Source organism: Streptomyces sp. NPDC044003 (assembly GCF_056435185.1).
Genome location: NZ_JBWKFA010000013.1, coordinates 1 through 16,202, shown reverse-complemented (window position 1 = coordinate 16,202; position 16,202 = coordinate 1). Strand labels below are relative to the sequence as shown.

13 protein-coding genes, 2 tRNA genes, 2 pseudogenes and 1 riboswitch are annotated in these 16,202 nt (G+C 73.2%); of the genes and pseudogenes, 14 read left to right on the top strand and 3 right to left on the bottom strand.

The features are described from left to right. The 3 genes and pseudogenes from AC07AW_RS35165 to AC07AW_RS35155 all read left to right on the top strand — a co-directional run. Positions 1-316: pseudogene (locus AC07AW_RS35165) on the top strand (DEAD/DEAH box helicase); the annotation flags it as partial. A gap of 228 nt (positions 317-544) precedes the next feature. Further along, entirely contained in the window at positions 545-2,734 is a 2,190-nt protein-coding gene (locus AC07AW_RS35160) for an FG-GAP repeat domain-containing protein (RefSeq protein ID WP_478819541.1), read from the top strand. Positions 2,735-2,871: 137 nt separating this feature from the next. After that, positions 2,872-2,947 (top strand) — tRNA-Lys (locus tag AC07AW_RS35155). Between the two features lie 231 nt (positions 2,948-3,178). Here AC07AW_RS35155 and AC07AW_RS35150 read toward each other — a convergent pair. Then, positions 3,179-3,391: pseudogene (locus AC07AW_RS35150) on the bottom strand (dihydrofolate reductase family protein); the annotation flags it as partial. A 175-nt stretch (positions 3,392-3,566) separates the two neighbouring features. On the opposite strand from AC07AW_RS35150, the gene AC07AW_RS35145 reads away from it, so the two are divergent. Next, entirely contained in the window at positions 3,567-4,943 is a 1,377-nt protein-coding gene (locus tag AC07AW_RS35145) for a diacylglycerol/lipid kinase family protein (RefSeq protein ID WP_478819540.1), read from the top strand. A 29-nt stretch (positions 4,944-4,972) separates the two neighbouring features. After that, positions 4,973-5,554, top strand: a complete 582-nt coding sequence (locus tag AC07AW_RS35140) for a phosphatase PAP2 family protein (RefSeq protein WP_478819539.1) — start codon at positions 4,973-4,975, stop codon at positions 5,552-5,554. Between the two features lie 7 nt (positions 5,555-5,561). On the opposite strand, the gene AC07AW_RS35135 is transcribed toward AC07AW_RS35140, so the two are convergent. Beyond that, entirely contained in the window at positions 5,562-6,875 is a 1,314-nt protein-coding gene (locus tag AC07AW_RS35135) for a DUF1254 domain-containing protein (protein ID WP_478819538.1), read from the bottom strand. 80 nt (positions 6,876-6,955) lie between these two features. Then, the gene (locus AC07AW_RS35130; RefSeq protein WP_392159480.1) at positions 6,956-7,909 is read right to left on the bottom strand and encodes a sigma-70 family RNA polymerase sigma factor; all 954 of its coding nucleotides are present in this window, start codon (positions 7,907-7,909) and stop codon (positions 6,956-6,958) included. Positions 7,910-8,083: 174 nt separating this feature from the next. On the opposite strand from AC07AW_RS35130, the gene AC07AW_RS35125 reads away from it, so the two are divergent. The 9 genes from AC07AW_RS35125 (at position 8,084) to AC07AW_RS35085 (ending at position 16,111) form a co-directional block, all read left to right on the top strand. Beyond that, on the top strand, positions 8,084-8,578 hold the full coding sequence (locus AC07AW_RS35125) for a rhodanese-like domain-containing protein (protein WP_351185415.1): 495 nt from the start codon (positions 8,084-8,086) through the stop codon (positions 8,576-8,578). A gap of 65 nt (positions 8,579-8,643) precedes the next feature. Beyond that, positions 8,644-8,717 (top strand) — tRNA-Met (locus AC07AW_RS35120). Positions 8,718-8,822: 105 nt separating this feature from the next. After that, positions 8,823-9,563, top strand: coding sequence for a MerR family transcriptional regulator (locus tag AC07AW_RS35115; protein ID WP_478819537.1), 741 nt, complete (start codon positions 8,823-8,825; stop codon positions 9,561-9,563). 85 nt (positions 9,564-9,648) lie between these two features. Next, entirely contained in the window at positions 9,649-10,026 is a 378-nt protein-coding gene (locus AC07AW_RS35110) for a hypothetical protein (RefSeq protein ID WP_478819536.1), read from the top strand. A 63-nt stretch (positions 10,027-10,089) separates the two neighbouring features. Then, the gene (locus AC07AW_RS35105; RefSeq protein WP_478819535.1) at positions 10,090-11,112 is read left to right on the top strand and encodes a PLP-dependent cysteine synthase family protein; all 1,023 of its coding nucleotides are present in this window, start codon (positions 10,090-10,092) and stop codon (positions 11,110-11,112) included. After that, positions 11,109-12,320, top strand: a complete 1,212-nt coding sequence (locus tag AC07AW_RS35100) for an MFS transporter (RefSeq protein ID WP_478819534.1) — start codon at positions 11,109-11,111, stop codon at positions 12,318-12,320. The genes AC07AW_RS35105 and AC07AW_RS35100 overlap by 4 nt, the downstream gene beginning before the upstream one ends. A 123-nt stretch (positions 12,321-12,443) precedes the next feature. Then, positions 12,444-13,658 carry a PP2C family protein-serine/threonine phosphatase gene (locus AC07AW_RS35095; RefSeq protein WP_478819533.1) on the top strand — a complete coding sequence of 405 codons (1,215 nt, stop codon included), beginning with the start codon at positions 12,444-12,446 and terminating at the stop codon, positions 13,656-13,658. A 201-nt stretch (positions 13,659-13,859) separates the two neighbouring features. Continuing rightward, positions 13,860-14,007: riboswitch (cyclic di-AMP (ydaO/yuaA leader) on the top strand. Positions 14,008-14,018: 11 nt separating this feature from the next. Further along, on the top strand, positions 14,019-15,119 hold the full coding sequence (locus AC07AW_RS35090; RefSeq protein ID WP_478819532.1) for a M23 family metallopeptidase: 1,101 nt from the start codon (positions 14,019-14,021) through the stop codon (positions 15,117-15,119). Between the two features lie 44 nt (positions 15,120-15,163). After that, the gene (locus AC07AW_RS35085; protein ID WP_478819531.1) at positions 15,164-16,111 is read left to right on the top strand and encodes an aldo/keto reductase; all 948 of its coding nucleotides are present in this window, start codon (positions 15,164-15,166) and stop codon (positions 16,109-16,111) included. Positions 16,112-16,202 lie beyond the last annotated feature (91 nt).

Here is a 16,202-nt window from a genome sequence, read left to right as displayed (position 1 = left end):
CCGTGGTGGCTTCCGTCGCGACAACGACCGTCCGTCCGGTGGCTTCCGTCGTGACGACCGTCCGTCGGGTGGCTTCAACCGTGACGACCGTGGCGGCCGTTCCTTCGAGCGCCGCGACGACCGCCCCTCCGGCGGCCACCGTGGCAGCGACCGTCCGTTCAACCGCGACCGTCGCGACGACCGCCCCGCCGGCGGCTTCCGCTCGGGCGGCGACCGCCCGTACGGCCGTCGTGACGACCACCGCGGCAGCACCGGCTCGACCGGCGGCTCCTTCGGCCGCCGCGACGACAAGCCGCGCTGGAAGCGCAACGGCTGACCTCGCGTAGAACGCTGAGCAGGGCCCGTACGACACCTCGGTGTCGTACGGGCCCTGCTCGTTTTTGAACGGGTTCGGAATTCGCTTCCGCCGTCCGTGGGGCCGCTGTTACGCTCGCGCTACTTGCACGGGGGGTTCGCAAGGACGGGGCACGCGATCGAGCGCTGCCGACCGCGGCACAGGCTGCCGCGTCTCCTCCGTGCGCCCACTCGCACGCATGGAGACGACGTGAACCAGCACGCCCGGCCCCGCAGGGCCACTCTTCGCCGTGTTCTCGGCACCGCGCTCATACCCGTCGTCGGCCTCGGGATCGCGGCGACCACCGCTCCGGCCGCCTTCGCCGCGCCGACCGCACTGACCGCCGCCGCGCCCGTGGCCCTCGACCCGTGGGCGCCGTCCGTGCCGCTGGGGGATGCCGCGCAGTTCACGGGCGTACTCGACATGAGGACGGCCAAGAACGGCGCCGTCGTCGCCCTCACCTACCGCAAGGCGGCGGACCGAAGCACGTACGACCTCACGGCCTCGGTCCGGCCGGCGGGCAGCACCGTCTGGGGTGCGCCGCAGACCCTCGCCACGTCGGGCGAGTACCCGCAGGACACCCAGCTGGTCGTCGCCGAAGACGGTGCGGTCATGGCTGCCTGGACGGATCACGGGGCGTTCCGGACGGCCGTACTCGAAGCCGGCGCCACGACCTGGTCCGCCACGGCCGACATCGCGACCTCGGGGGTCACCGGCGGAGGCAAGCTGGCCGGTTCCCCGTCCGGCCGGCTGGTCGCGGTGTGGCCGAAGTGGTCGGGGCAGACCGGAGCCCTCTACGCGTCGATCCGTACGGCACCCGGTGAGGCCTGGTCGGAGCCGGTCCGGGTGAGCGAGGAGCTGCCGGACCTCCCGGTGCTCTCCGAGTCGGAGCTCGCCGTCTCGCCGCAGGGGACGGCGACCGTGGCCTTCGGGCAGTACGGCGCCACGAAGGGCGCGGTCAAGGTCGCCGACCTGCCCGCCGACAGCACCGCCTGGACCACACCGGTCACCGTCTCGGACCCAGCCGTCTACGCCATCGCCCCCACGCTCGCGATCGGTCAGGACGGCAGTGCCGCGCTGGTCTTCGCCGACTACGGAGTCGACCGCAGCGCCGAGAAGACCCAGGTCCTCGCCCGGCGCCCGGCCGGCGGCACCAGCTGGGGGAACGGAGGCCCGGCCAACGGGTTCACGACCGGTGCCTGGCGCCGGCTCGCCGTCGGGCCCGAGGGTGACGTCACCCTGCTGGGGGTCGCCCCTGTCGAAGGCTCCACGTTCAGCGCCCAGACCACCACCTGGTCGGCGGCGACGGGCAGCTGGTCGCCCGTGAAGATCCTCTCCACCGGCTACGTCCCGGACGACCAGTTCGACCTCGCGGTCGGACCCGACGGCAGCGCGCACGCCGTCTGGACGCAGGACCTCGGCAGCACCCGCAAGGTGATGACCTCCTCCCGGGTGAACGGCACCTGGTCCGCGACCCCGACGCCGCTGAGCACCAACACCGAGGGATACGCGCTCGGCCAGGTGACCGTCGATGCGACCGGCCGACCCGTCGCCGCGTGGGAGCAGACGGCGGGGTCCGCCTTCCAGCTGCGCACGGCGACCACCGCCCCCGCTCCCGTCCTGCCCCAGAAGCCGCTCCCGACGTGGCGTGACGTCAGCGGTGACGGCAAGGGCGACCTGATCGGCCTCACCCCGACCGGAACGCTGACCGTGCGGACGGGCACGGGCGCCGGCGGTCTCGGCACCGGCGCCTCCGCGGCGGGCTGGCCGGCCTCCTCGACGGTCGTCCCCTTCGGGGACCTCTCCGGCGACCGCTGCAACGACCTCCTCGTGCGGGACGCCGCGGGCATGCTGACCCGGTACGACGGCGGCTGCGGCAAGGCGTTCGCGCCGGGCGGTACGAAGCTGACGATCGGCGGCGGCTGGCAGATCTACAACAGCCTCACCGCGCCCGGCGACCTGACGGGCGACGGCCGGACGGACCTCCTCGCCCGCACGCCGGCCGGCGAGCTGTGGCTGTACGCCGACAACGGGGCGGGCAAGTTCAAGCCGCGCGTGAAGATCGGCTTCGGCTACCAGATCTACAACACGGTCGTCGGCGTCGGTGACCTCAACGGGGACAAGGCCGGTGACCTGCTCGCCCGGGACACGGCCGGCGTGCTGTGGCGCTACTACGGGACCGGCAGGGGCACCCTGGCCGCCCGGGTGAAGGTCGGCGGCGGCTGGCAGGTCTACAACTCCGTGGTGGGCGTCGGCGACTTCACCGGCGACGGCAAGGCCGACCTGGTGGCCCGGGACACGACCGGCGTGCTGTGGCGGTACGCGGGCACCGGTACGGGCCTCTTCGCCGGCCGCGTGAAGATCGGCGGCGGCTGGCAGATGTACAAGACGCTGTCCTGACGCCCGACCCCTTCCACTCCCTCCGTCCCGCGCCGCGGGCCCGACCACGACGGTCGGACCCGCGGCGCGGCCGGTGTCGGATACCCGATCGGTTCCCGGGCCCTCTCGGGCTATGCTGCACAGGTGTGTTTGTCCACGGGCCGTTAGCTCAATTGGCAGAGCAGTGGACTTTTAATCCATTGGTTGTGGGTTCGAGTCCCACACGGCCTACCAAGGGCGGGCGAGGGAGAAACCCTCTGACCTGCTACGGAGCGCCCCGACCGGTTGACCCGGTCGGGGCGCTCCGTCGTTCTCGGGCGGGTGCGGGGAGCGTCGGGCGCCTCAGGCGAAGGAGAGGCGGTCCATCAGGCTGACGGACTCTTCGTCACGCGTCGGGCGGCGTCGGGTGTTTGGTGCTGCGTCCCGCCCGGCCGAAGCCGTGCGGGGCGCCTGTGCGGGGTGGGGTCAGCGGGTTTCCGAGCGGCGGTACGTGCAGACGTTGACGCCCTGGGGGCTGGTGACCGTGGAGGCCAGTTCGAGGGTGCGCAGGGTGCCGTCCGCCGGGAAGATCGACTTTCCGCCGCCGAGGAGCACGGGCATGACCATCAGGCGGAGTTCGTCGACGAGGTCCTCGGCCAGGAGGGTGCGGGCGAGGCTGGGGCTGCCCATGACGAGGACCCCGGTGTCGGGAAGTCATCGCTTCCCGGAGAACTTCTCGGAGGACTTCCAGGAGAACTTTCCGGGGAGTTTTCCGGTCCTAGCTCTCGGAACTCCGTTCGTCCGAACGGCTCTGTACGGGGGCGGCGCCGGGGAACGTGGGGAAACGTGGACGCGGAGTGTGGAGGTGGGGTCGGTGGCGGCGAGAGGTTCCGGTGATCCGGCGGGGGAGGCCAAGGAGCTGGCCCGTTGGGCGCTGCTCGCGACGGGTGGCGCGGCTGTCGCCCTGCTGACCGCGCTCGGCAGCGGGATGCTGATCCTGCTGAGCGGGCTCCTGGGGTTCGCCGCGACCGCCGCGGGCGTCTGGTGGTTCCTCGCGCACCGAGGGCCGGTCCGGGTGTTCGGCGCGCTGCTCGCGGTGGCCGCGCCCCTCGTCACGCTCGGCCTGTACGTCGCCGGCGGCGTCTGGGTGAACGCCCTCGTGGCCCTGGGGCTCTGGGCCGTCGCGCTGTCGTGCGCGCGGGCCGCCCTGCGCCGCCCGGAGGAGGAGCGGGCCGCGCTGATGCGGGGCGAGTCGGTCCCCGCGCCCCGCCGCCCCGTGCTGATCATGAACCCGAAGTCCGGTGGCGGGAAGGTCGGCCGGTTCGGGCTGGTCGCGCGGGCGGAGGCGCTCGGCGCCCGGGTGATCCTGCTCGACCCCTCCGCTCCGGCCGATGTCGCCGGGCTCGCCCGGAAGGCCGTCGCCGAGGGCGCCGATCTCCTCGGGGTGGCGGGCGGCGACGGCACGCAGGCCCTGGTGGCCGAGGTCGCCGCCGAGCACGACCTGCCGTTCCTGGTCGTCTCGGCCGGCACCCGCAACCACTTCGCCATGGACCTGGGTCTCGACCGCACGGACCCGTCCCGCTGTCTCGACGCGCTGCGCGACGGCGAGGAGCTCCGGGTCGACCTCGGCGACGTCGCCGGCCGGCCCTTCGTCAACACCGTCTCGTTCGGGGTGTACGCGGACGTGGTCCAGCGCCCCGAGTACCGCGACGACAAGGCCGGCACCGCGCTCGACGTCCTGCCCGATCTGCTCCAGGGCGGTGAGGGCGACCGTCTCGACGCGACCGTCGACGCGGTCCCGCTCACCGGTCAGCAGGCGCTTCTCGTCAGCAACAACCCGTACGCGGCGCCCGATCCGTTCGGCGCGGTCGCCGCCCGCAGGACGCGTCTCGACGGCGGTGCGCTCGGGGTGATCGGCATCCGTGTGGACGGCGCCGCCCAGGCCGCCGAGCTGGCCGTCCTGGGCACCCAGGCGACCGGCCTGAACGTCCTGACGGCCCGTAGGGTGGAGGTCGGGGGCGGTCCCGGCGCGGGCGCCGCCATCTCCGTCGCCGTGGACGGCGAGGCCCTGACCCTGCCGACGCCCGTCGTCTGCACCCTGCGCCCGCGCGCCCTGCGGGTCCTCGTGCCCCGCGACCGGCCGGGGTCGCCGGTGCCCCCGCCGCCCCTGGACTGGCGGCGGCTCACCCGGCTGGCCTTCCCCGAGCAGCCCGTCCCCGGCAGCAACCCGTGGGACACCCGTACCTCTTGAACCCGAGTACCCCTGACTAGGAGCGGCGCATGACCGACGACACGAAGACCGGGACCGTCCGTGCGGTTCTGCACGACGTCCGGGCCGTCGACGGAGCCGTGTACGCGGCGGTGGCCGCGACCCCGACGCCCACGCTCGACACGGCGTTCCGCCGGCTCTCCGCGGCGGCCGACCACTCCAAGATCTCGTTCACGATCGCGGCGGCGCTCGCGCTCGTGCCGGGCCGGCCGCGGCGGGCCGCGCTCGCCGGGGCCGGGGCCATCGCGGTGGCCTCGGCCTCGGCGAACCTGCTGGGCAAGCGTCTCGTCCACCGGGCGAGGCCGGACCGGGAGGCGGCCCGGGTCGTGGTGGGCCGTCATGTCCCCATGCCGGCCTCGGCGTCGTTCCCCTCCGGGCACACCGCGTCGGCGGTCGCCTTCGCCACCGCCGTGGGCACGGTGCTGCCGCCGGCCGCGGTGCCCCTCGCCGTCCTGGCCTGGACCGTGGGCTACTCCCGGGTCCACACCGGGGTCCACTACCCGGGCGACGTCGCCGCGGGTGCCCTCCTCGGTGTCGCGAGCGCGGGCGTCTCCCTCGCGGCGGGGAGCTGGTGGGCCGCCAGGGCGAAGTGACGGGGGGTCAGTCGGCGACGGTGAGGGGCGGGAGCCGCCAGCTGCCGTCGAGGACCGAGGGTTCGGGGCCGTACAGCCGGACGACGAGGCTGAACGGGCCGTCGGGGGCGGGCAGCCAGTTCGCCGCCTGCTTCGGGTCGGCCGGGCGGTCCTTCCGTACGTACAGGGTGAGGCCCCCGTCGTCGTCGTACACGAGCTCGGGGGTGCGGTCGCCGATCGAGTACCGGTCGATCTCGTTGGCGACGAGCAGCCGTTCCGGCAGGCGGTAGAGCGTGACCGACCAGAAGAAGCGGGCCGGGGGGAGCTGTCCGGGCGGGAAGTGGACGACGTGGTCGTGGTCGTGCCCGTTCGGCGGGTGCTCGCCGCGGTCGTCCGCCGACCAGCCGCCGTACCAGGCCTCGGCCGCGGGCAGGCCGTAGAGCCCGACGTCGGCGGCCACCGCGCGGCCGATGTAGTCGTCGCCGAGCTCCGCGCGGGTGCCGAAGAGGTCCGTGGAGAGGGTGGTGGCGGCCACGGCCTTCTCCAGGCGGGCCCGGCCGTCGGCGATGCCCTGTTCGACGGCCGCCCGGAGCTCCGGGGAGAGCGCGGCCGGTTCGAACGCGCCCGTGCCGGACACCCCGAGCGCCGCGAGACGGTCGCGCACCCCGCGCTCCGCCTCCAGGACGGGGAAGAACCCGAGCAGGAAGTCGAGGAGCGTGAAGAACTCGACGGTCCCTAGGTCCTCCTCGCGCCAGACCGGCCAGACCGGTTCGTCGACGGGGTGCGGGGCGGCCGTGTCCGTGTACGTGGAGAGGGGGCGGAGCTCGTACCGCTCCTGGATCGCGCGCAGGGCGGGGACGTCCTCCGGGCCGGCCAGGTAGGTCCGGCCGATGATCCCGACGAGGAAGGTGTCGGCGCGCAGGACGCTCGCGATGCCGTCGGGGACGGGGCCGTTCCAGCCGGGGCCGGCGACGAGGTGGTCGCCGGCGGCCCGGCCGGTGGTCCGGGTGCCGATGTAGCCGACGAACGCGGTGTCGAGGTCGTGCACCGGCAGCACGTAGTAGCGGTCGACGGCCGGGACGGAGATCACGACGGGTTCGGCCCGCAGGTCGAGCCAGGCCGCGGAGTACGGGGTGTCGTTGTTCGGGGTCACGACGTCCGTGTCGGCCGGGGTCAGCAGCTTCGCGTAGTGCCGGAAGCGGCCGAAGCCGCCCCCGTACCGGGGGGCGTCGGGGTCGATCGCCTGCGGGTACATCGTGCGGTAGTTGTCCAGGATCGGGTAGCCCCAGATCCAGGCGTCGGCCGCCGTCCGGCGGGCCTCCTCGGGGGTGATGATCGGCACGCGGGACCGCCTTCGCACACGAGAGGGAACCAACCCGTACAAACTCGCACGAACGGTTCCCTCCCGCATGCGGGCCGGGGTCAGTACTCCGCGCGGGCCAGGTCCTCCTCCGTGAGGCCGAGCGTGGCCATCCGCTCGGGGTCCGCCAGGATGTGCAGCTCGACGATCCGGTCCTCGACGATCGTGAACGTCATGATCGAGCCCGGGCGTCCCTTGACGACCGACACCACCGCGGGCTGACCGTTGGCCACGACCCGCAGCGCGCCCGTACGGAACTTCGCGTACGTGAGCGCCTGCGCGATGACCGCCTCGGCGCCCCGGACGACCTTGGAGACGGCCGCGAGGGTCATGCCGCCGTCCGCGCGCAGCACCACGTCGGGGTCGAGGACGGCGAGCAGCCCCTCGAAGTCGCCGCCGTGCGCCGCGGCGAGGAAGGCGTCGGCGATCTCCCGCTGACGGCGCGCGTCCGGGCCGGGGGCCGGGGTGGCGTCCTGCACCCGGCGGCGGGCGCGGCTGGCGAGCTGGCGGGTGGCGGCCGGGGTGCGGTCCACGATCTTCGCGATGTCGTCGAAGGAGACGGCGAACATGTCGTGCAGCACGAACGCGAGCCGCTCCGCCGGCCCCAGGGTGTCGAGGACGACGAGGAGGGCCAGCCCGACGGACTCGGTGAGCTCGGCCGCGTGCTCCGGATCGGTGGTGTCGGCGACCCGGACCACCGGATCGGGGACGTAGTACTCCAGCGGGTCCTCGCGGCGCGAGCCGCGCGAGCGCAGCATGTCGAGGCAGACGCGGCCGACGACCGTCGTCAGCCAGCCGCTGAGGTTCTCCACGCCGCTGACGTCACTGCGGCTGAGCTTGAACCAGGCCTCCTGGACGGCGTCCTCGGCCTCGCTGAGCGAGCCCAGCATCCGGTAGGCCACCGCTCGCAGATGGCCGCGGTCGGCGTCGAAGCGCCGGGCCAGGGCTTCCTTGTCGAGCGTCTGGTCCTGGGTCTCGTGGTCCACTCGTCGATCTCCCCGTTCGCGTCCCGTCATGCCGTCATGACGGATCAGAATCCGCAGATGTGACACCGGAGGCGAGCACGACGGGTCCCGGTACGTGAGATCCCCGCCGTCTCGTGGCGAACGCCCGGGATTCCCCGGCCGAAGCCCCCGACCACCGTGAATCCCCACTTCAGCACGGTGATCTTCGTCCGTAGATTGATCACCATGACGACGACAACGACGCAGGTCAACCCCGTACTCCGCACCCCGCCGGCCTCCCCCGCCGCCGCGGCCGCCTACTTCTCGGCCAGCCTCGCCTTCCATGCCGACGTCTCCGACGTGGCCTCCGCGCTCGCCACCGCCGCCGCCGAGGGCACCGACCCGGGCTTCGTCGTGATCGACTCCCGCTCCACCGCCTCCTGGGACCAGGGCCACGTCCCCGGCGCGATCCACCTGCCGACCGCGCTCATCCCCGAGCAGGCCGAGCAGCTGCTGGACCGGTCCGTGCCGGTCGTCACCTACTGCTGGGGCCCCGGCTGCAACGGCGCCACGCGCGCCGCGCTCGCCCTCGCCGAGCTGGGCTTCCAGGTGAAGGAGATGCTCGGCGGCTTCGAGTACTGGGTGCGCGAGGGCTTCGCGTACGAGACGTGGGAGGGGCCCGCGGAGAAGGCGGCCGACCCGCTGACGGCGCCGGTCGACTCGGACGACTGCGGCTGCTGACGACGAGCCGACGGACAACCGATTTCGTGATCGCCCCGGTCATGCCGTAGAGTCATGTTCACCGACGCGGGGTGGAGCAGCTCGGTAGCTCGCTGGGCTCATAACCCAGAGGTCGCAGGTTCAAATCCTGTCCCCGCTACTCAGTAGCAACGAAGACCCGGATTCTCAGGAATCCGGGTCTTCGTCGTTTCCGGCTTCTTCACCGCTTGACCTTTACGCAACGTCAAGATTTAGCGTTCTCGGCATGGAGTGGTCGATCCAGGAGATCGCCAAGAAGGCCGGCACCACCAGCCGCACCCTCCGCCACTACGGCGAGCGCGGACTGCTGGAACCGAGCCGGATCGGCGCGAACGGTTACCGGTACTACGACCAGGCGGCGCTCGTGCGGCTGCAGCGGATCCTGCTGCTGCGCGAGCTGGGGCTCTCGCTGCCCGCCATCGCCGAGGTCCTCGCCGGGCAGCGGGACACGTCCGCCGCCCTGCGCACCCATCTCGCCCTCCTGGAGCAGGAGCGCGAGCGCATCGGACGCCAGATCGCGTCGGTGCGGACCACTCTCCACAAGACCGAGAAGGGAGAAGAGCTCATGGCCGAGGAAGTGTTCGACGGTTTCGACCACACGGTGTACGAGGAGGAGGTCACCGAGCGCTGGGGCCGCGAGGCGTACGAGAAGGGCGACCGCTGGTGGCGCTCGCTCAGCGACGCGCAGAGGAAGGCGTTCATGGACGAGCAGGCCGGCATCGCCCGTGACTTCGGGCAGGCGGCCCGGGACGGCCTCGCCGCCGACAGCGACGAGGTGCAGGCCATCACGCGGCGCCAGATCGCCTGGCTGTCGACGACCACGACGCCGAGCAAGGAGTACGTGATCGGACTCGGACAGATGTACGTCGACGACCCGCGCTTCACCGCGAACTACGACCGGCACGGCGAGGGCACCGCGATCCTCGTCCGGGACGCGATGAAGGTCTACGCCGAGCGGAACCTCTGACAGGGCTGTCTGAAGTAAACGGTGGCCAAAAGCGTGCCTGCCTCTTTGCAGGTGTGCCACGCCCCACCGTAGCCTCACGCGCACCATGAGCGACCAGCGTGTGAGCGAAGTGAGCCGGCGGGCGCCCGCCGTGCTCGTCCTGCTCGCGCTTCTCACCCTCCTCGTGAGCGTCTGCCACGGCCCCCACGGGCACGTCCTGCCGAACTCCGGCACCGCGACCCTCTCCGCCCCCGCGCTCCCGCACGGCTGCGAGCAGTCCGGGGACACCTGGACCTTCGACGCCCACCTCCCCGCCCAGGCCGCCGCCTCCCCGCTCGCCGTGCCGCACGCCGGCGGAGCCGCTGTCCTGCCGTACGCGGCGGACCTCCGCGACGACCCCCGCGCGCGCTGCGTCCGGGACCGGGCGGGCCCCGGCCCCGAGCCGGGCCGACTGCTCATCGCCCTCGGGGTGGACCGGAACTGAGCCGGGTCCCGCACTCGCGTGACCAGGTTCCCTTTCGCGTACCCACCCCAAGGACGTACTCCCATGACCGCACCACTGATGCTTCCCGTCGAAGGGCAGACCGTCGGCAACACCCCCGTCCTGTGGACGGACGACGGCTACTGGGCCAAGCTCGAAGGCTTCAACTTCGGCGGCATCAAGGACCGCGCCGCCCTCTACATGGTCGAGCAGGCCCGCCGCCGCGGGGAGCTGCGGCCCGGCGCCCCGATCGTCGAGTCGACCTCCGGCACGCTCGGTCTCGGCCTCGCCCTCGCGGGCGTGCTCCACGGCCACCCCGTGCACGTCGTCACCGACCCCGGTCTCGAACCGATCGTCGAGCGGATGCTCGTCGCCCACGGCGCCGAGGTCCATGTCGTCCCCGAGCCCAGCCCGCAGGGCGGCTGGCAGCAGGCCCGGATGGACCGGGTCGCCGAGCTGCTCCTGAGCCTCGACGGGGCCTGGTGGCCCAACCAGTACGGGAACCCCGACAACTGCGACGCGTACGCCGGGCTCGCCGCCGAACTGTCCGCGCAGCTCGACCGGATCGACGTGCTCGTCTGCGCGGTCGGCACCGGCGGCCACTCCGCCGGGATCTCCCGGGCCCTGCGCGCCACCAGCAGCCCGGCCCTGGAGCTGGTCGGCGTGGACTCCGTGAACTCCACCGTCTTCGGCCTGCCGGCCGGTGAACGGCTGATGCGCGGCCTCGGCTCCTCCATCCACCCGGGGAACGTGGACCACGGGGCCTTCGACGAGGTCCACTGGGTGGGCCCCGCGGAGGCGGTCCGGGCGGCCCGCCGACTGGCCTCGCGGCACTTCGCGACCGGCGGCTGGAGCGTCGGCGCGGTCGCGCTCGTCGCCGGCTGGCTGGCCCGCACCCGGCCGCGCGGGACCCGGATCGCGGCCGTCTTCCCCGACGGGCCGCAGCGGTACTTCGACACCGTCTTCAACGACGAGTTCTGCGCGGCGCACGGGCTGCTCGACGGGCCCGTACGGGAGGACCCCGCCGCGTACGTCTCCGACACGTCCGTCAGCGGCTGGACCCGGCGGGTCCTGGAGCGCGCCAAGTGACCCTCGCGACCGCGCCCTCCAAGGGGGGCATCTGGAAGCAGAGCCGCACCTTCGATCCGGCCGTCCGGCTGCTCTTCCTCAACCAGCTCACCATCAACCTCGGCTTCTACATGCTCATGCCGTACCTGGCCGCGCACCTCGCGGACGGGCTCGGCATGGCCGCCTGGGCCGTCGGGCTCGTCCTCGGCGCCCGGAACCTCTCCCAGCAGGGCATGTTCCTGGTCGGCGGGGCGCTCGCCGACCGGCTCGGCTTCAAGCCGCTCATCGTGGCCGGCTGCGCGCTGCGGACGGTCGGCTTCGGGGCGCTCGCCTTCGCGCAGTCGCTGCCGATGCTGATCGCCGCCTCGCTCGCGACCGGCCTCGCGGGGGCGCTGTTCAACCCCGCCGTGCGGGCCTGTCTCGCGGCGGAGGCGGGGGAGGAGCGCCGGGTGGAGGCCTTCGCGCTGTTCAACACCTACTACCAGGCGGGCATCCTGCTCGGGCCGCTCGTCGGGGTGGCCCTGACGGGGGTGTCGTTCCGGCTGACGTGCGTGGTCGCGGCTGTGCTGTTCGCCGGCCTGACCCTCGTACAGCTCCGGCATCTGCCCGTACGGGTCTCCGAAGCGCCGCAGGAGCAGCGGGGGCAGTTCCGTACGGTCCTCGCCCACCGGACCTTCTGGCTGTTCTCGCTCGCCATGACCGGCTCGTACGTGCTGTCCTTCCAGGTCTATCTGGCGCTGCCGCTCGCGGCGGGCGGTACGGGAGCGACGACGGCGCTGTTCGCCGTCTCGGCGCTCGTCGCGCTCGCCGGACAGCTGCGGATCACGGCCTGGTGCCGGCGCCGCCTCAGCCGGGAGCGGTGTCTCGTCCTCGGTCTCGCCCTGATGGGCGGGGCGTTCCTGGTCCCGGCCGTCCTGGGGCGCGGTCTGGTGGGGCTGCTGTCGTGCGCGGCGGTCCTGGCCGTCGCGAACGCGGTGCTCTACCCGTACGAGATGGACACCGTGGTCGCGCTGTCCCGGGGGCGCTGGGTGGCCACCCACTACGGGCTCTACAACACCGTGTGCGGGATCGGGATCACCCTCGGGAACCTGGGGACGGGCGCGCTCCTCGACGTCACCGGCTGGTCGGCGGCGCCGTGGCTGGTGCTGTGCGCGGTGGGCCTGGTGTGCGCGGCGGCGATGGCGCTGCTCGCCCGGGGCGGACGGCTCGCGGAGGGCGGGGCCCCCTAGGGACCGTCCAAGGGGGGTGTACGCCCACTCGGCCCCGTGGGAGTCGCCGCCCCGTCCGGCGGCGGCCACCCTGGGAGGGCGCGGTGCGGACCGCGGCCGGTCGGACCGGGCAGGAGAGCACAGGTGGGGCACCCCCTAGGAGCGGCGGGCGGAGGGCGGCGGGGCGGTGAGAGCGGCCGCCCCGCGTACCGCGGTGCCCGGCGGTTCATCCGTGCGCTGCCCCCGCTGGTCATCCTGGGCGGTGTCGTCTTCGACCTGGCGACACCGCCCGAGTACACGGCGGCGCCGCTCTTCTCCGCCGCCCCGCTGATCGCCGCGCCCCTCTTCTCCCTGCTGACCACCCTGCTCACCGGGATCGCCGCCGTCCTCGCCTCGATCGGGCTGCACGTCTACAACGGCACCGTCGACGAGATCCCCGCCCTCACCGAGACCCTGACCGTCGTCACCGTCTCCGCGCTCGCGCTCCTCATCAACCGGGTCGTGCGCCGCAGCGGCGAGCGGCTCGCCTCGGCGCGGGTCATCGCGGAGACCGCGCAGAAGGCGGTGCTGCCGATGCCCGCCGAGCGGATCGGCGGGCTGCAGTGCGCCGCGCGGTACGAGGCGGCGCAGGCCGACGCGTTCATCGGCGGGGACCTGTTCGCCGTCCAGGACACCCCGCACGGGGTGCGGCTCGTGGTCGGGGACGTCCGGGGCAAGGGGATGGACGCGGTGGAGGCCGTCGCCGTCGTCATCGGGGCCTTCCGGGAGGCGGCGGAGCAGGAGCGGAACCTGGAGGGCGTGGCGCAGCGCCTCGAACGGGCGCTGGCCCGGGAGGGCACCCGCCGGCACGGGCTCGACGCCTTCGAGGGGTTCACCACGGCGGTGCTCGCCGAGATCCCGCGCGCCGACGGGAGCGGGACCTTCGACGGTTTCGTACGGGTCGTCAACCGCGGGCACCCGCCGCCGCTGATGCTGCACGCGGACGGGCGCCTCGACTCGCTGGAGCCGGGCGAGGCGGCGCTGCCGCTCGGCATGGGCGACCTGGCGGCGTGGCCGGACCGGGCCGAGGCGCGACTGTTCCCGCCGGGCGCGACGCTGCTCTTCTACACGGACGGCCTCTCGGAGGCGCGGAACGCGCAGGGCGTCTTCTACGATCCGGCGGCGCGGCTCGCCGGGCGGATCTTTCCGGGGCCCGAGGAGCTGCTCGACGCGCTCGTGGACGACGTACGGCTCCACACGGGCGGCGGGTCGACCGACGACATGGCGCTGCTCGCGGTGAGCCGCCCGGCGACGGGGCAGCCCGAGCGGCGCCGGACGATGCCGGTGGTGCCGCCGGGCGAGTCCGGTCACCGGGCGTAGTCGAGGGGTGTCACTGCGATAACAATTGACTTAACGTCAGATCGCGAGTGTTTGACGGGCTCGCTCTGAAGGGGGGTCAAGTCGGGTCATTACCTCTCAATTCAATGAATGATCAAGGGGAACGGCTTGGAATCGGGACCCCCTGTCTATTAACGTTCGATAACGCAGTGCGGTCGTCCCAGCCGTCGCAAGAGGCGGCACCGTGCGCACGCGCCGAATCCTGAAAAGGAACCGGGGAACCACCACTTGGGGTGAATCGGGCCCCTTCGCACTCGTGCGAGCGTGCCCGTAGGAGACCTTCCTGCTCCGAACCCGTCAGCTAACCCGGTAGGCGAGACGGAAGGAAAGGAGCGCGCCCCCGTGGCGTCCAACACCCCCGCACCCGAAGCCCCCTTCGATGCCTTCGGTGGCGGTGCGGGTCCCGCCGCCCCGGACACCGAGTGGAACCCCACCGAGGGCTCCCTCCGCGCCGAGAGCCGCTCCGGCGGCCGGCACCGGGTCGTCAAGCAGCGCTCCAACTTCGCCCGCTCCTCCACCGTCCTCGGCGTCGGCGTGATCGCGGCCGTCGGCGCGGGCGGCCTCGCCACCGCGCAGGAGAAGCCCCCGGTGGCCATTTCGCTGCCGGACCTCCCCGACCTGAACCTGCCGGACGCCCACGACCTCCCCGGCGTCGGCGACCTCCTCCCCGAGGAGGACAGCGCGCCGGTCACCGCGGCCCTCGCCAACCCGAACCCGCTCACCGACGCCACCTACACCACCGCGGCCGACGAGCGCACCGAGCAGGCCGCCGCCCCCGCCGCGGGCGAGGCCCTGCGCGCCCGCATCCTCCAGCAGGCCGAGCAGCAGCAGGCCTCCGCCGACGCCGCCGAGCTCGCCGCCGTGGAGAAGGCGGCCGCCGAGAAGGCCGCCGCCGAGGCGCAGGCGAAGGCGGACGCGGCGGAGAAGGCGGCCGCCGAGGCGCAGGCGAAGGCCGAGGCGGAAGCCAAGGCGAAGGCCGAAGCGGAGGCCAAGGCGAAGGCGGAAGCGGCGGCCGAGGCCGAGCGCCTCGCCCAGCTCGCCGCCAGCTACTCGCTGCCGGTGTCCTCGTACACCCTCACCGCCACCTACATGCAGGCCGGCTCGATGTGGTCCTCCGGCTACCACACCGGTCTCGACTTCGCCGCCCCCACGGGCACCCCGCTCAAGGCGGTCCACGGCGCCACCGTCAAGTCGGCGGGCTGGTCCGGCTCCTACGGCTACCGGATCGTTCTGGAGCTGGAGGACGGCACCGAGGTCTGGTACTGCCACCTCTCCTCCATGCTGGTCAGCGCCGGCCAGACCGTGAGCACCGGCGAGACCATCGGCCGCGTCGGCGCCACCGGCAACGTCACCGGCGCCCACCTCCACATGGAGGTCCACACCGCCGGCGGCGACGGCATCGACCCGGCGGCCTGGCTCCGCTCCAAGGGCCTGAGTCTCTGAGACGACCCGGAATAGGCCCGGCGGCGGAAGCGGTTGATCGACGCATGACTTCTCTCCGCACGCTGGGCAGCTCCGACCTGCACGTCTTCCCCGTGGCCCTGGGCGGCAACGTCTTCGGCTGGACCGCCGACGAGGCCGAGTCCTTCGCCGTCCTCGACGCCTACGCCGCCGCAGGCGGCAATTTCGTCGACTCCGCCGACGTCTACTCCGCGTGGGCCGAGGGCAACGAGGGCGGCGAGTCCGAGACCGTCATCGGCCGCTGGCTCGCCTCCCGGGGCAACCGCTCCGACATCGTCGTCGCCACCAAGGTCGGCGCCCACCCCCACTTCAAGGGCCTCTCCGCCACCACCATCAAGGCGGGCGCGGAGGAGTCCCTGCGCCGCCTCGGCACCGATCACATCGACCTGTACTACACGCACTTCGACGACGAGTCCGTCCCGGTCGAGGAGATCGTCACCGCCCTCGACCAGCTGGTGAAGGACGGCAAGGTGCGGGCCGTCGCCGCCTCCAACATCTCCCCGGAGCGGCTGCGCGCCTCCCTCGACTTCGCCGAGGCCGAGGGCCTCGCCCGGTACGTCGCCCTCCAGCCGCACTACAACCTGATCTCCCGCGACACCTACGAGGGCCCGCTCCTGGAGACCGTCGAGCAGGCCGGGCTCTCGGCCGTCCCGTACTACGGGCTCGCGGCCGGCTTCCTCACCGGCAAGTACCGCCCCGGTGCAGCCGTCGACAGCGTCCGCGCCTCCGGGGCCGCCCGGCACCTGGACACCGAGCGCGGCCAGGCCGTCCTCTCCGCCCTCGACACCGTCGCCGAGGCGCACGAGGCGGAGCTCGCCACCGTCGCCCTCGCCTGGCTCGCCGCCCGGCCGACCGTCGCCGCGCCGATCGCCTCGGCCCGCACGGTCGAACAGCTCCCGGCCCTCGTCGCGGCGGCCGACCTGAAGCTGACGGAGGCCGAGCTGACGCTCCTGACCGAGGCCTCCGCGGTCTAGTAGTGCTTTGTTAGGTGGTGTCGTAGGGCTGCCATGGGACGGTCTGTCGGCAGGTGGGGCAGGTGCCGGTCCAGGTGGCGATGAGGTGCTG

Bases quoted from the DNA above. Each gene is read 5' to 3' on its own strand.
- AC07AW_RS35140 (WP_478819539.1), top strand. From the start codon at position 4,973: ATGACCGACGACACGAAGACCGGGACCGTCCGTGCGGTTCTGCACGAC.
- AC07AW_RS35130 (WP_392159480.1), bottom strand. From the start codon at position 7,909: ATGACGGGACGCGAACGGGGAGATCGACGAGTGGACCACGAGACCCAG.
- AC07AW_RS35125 (WP_351185415.1), top strand. From the start codon at position 8,084: ATGACGACGACAACGACGCAGGTCAACCCCGTACTCCGCACCCCGCCG.
- AC07AW_RS35115 (WP_478819537.1), top strand. From the start codon at position 8,823: ATGGAGTGGTCGATCCAGGAGATCGCCAAGAAGGCCGGCACCACCAGC.
- AC07AW_RS35110 (WP_478819536.1), top strand. From the start codon at position 9,649: ATGAGCGACCAGCGTGTGAGCGAAGTGAGCCGGCGGGCGCCCGCCGTG.
- AC07AW_RS35105 (WP_478819535.1), top strand. From the start codon at position 10,090: ATGACCGCACCACTGATGCTTCCCGTCGAAGGGCAGACCGTCGGCAAC.
- AC07AW_RS35085 (WP_478819531.1), top strand. From the start codon at position 15,164: ATGACTTCTCTCCGCACGCTGGGCAGCTCCGACCTGCACGTCTTCCCC.